This is a genomic window from Pseudomonas sp. HY13-MNA-CIBAN-0226, assembly GCF_040310305.1.
GTDB classification, from domain to species: domain Bacteria; phylum Pseudomonadota; class Gammaproteobacteria; order Pseudomonadales; family Pseudomonadaceae; genus Aquipseudomonas; species Aquipseudomonas gregormendelii.
The window spans coordinates 1-288 of sequence record NZ_JBEOPS010000152.1; the positions used below are offsets into that span (position 1 = coordinate 1).

At 56.6% G+C, this 288-nt stretch carries 1 protein-coding gene; it reads left to right on the top strand.

From position 1 onward, the window contains the following. Positions 1-86: 86 nt before the first annotated feature. A partial coding sequence (locus AAEZ05_RS28180; RefSeq protein ID WP_350649847.1) for a PLDc N-terminal domain-containing protein occupies positions 87-288 on the top strand: 202 nt, incomplete at its 3' end.

Consider the following 288-nt stretch of genomic DNA (forward strand, 5'->3'; position numbering starts at 1 on the left):
GCCAGTGTTGCATGGCAAATAAAATAGCGACATTCACAGCCGTTCATGGTCTGTTACGCACTGGACTGCCTGGAGTTACGTCGTTCATGGATTTCTTTGGCCCGCACCTGCTCGCCTACGTCATTGCCACGCTGCACTTTCTGGGAACGCTCGCCGCGATCCACGCGGTACTAACTGTGCGCACCGCACAAGGCTCGATCGCCTGGGCGCTGTCACTGATGTTCATGCCCTACCTGACGTTGATCCCCTACCTGATGTTTGGCCGCAGCACCTTCGACGCGTATATCC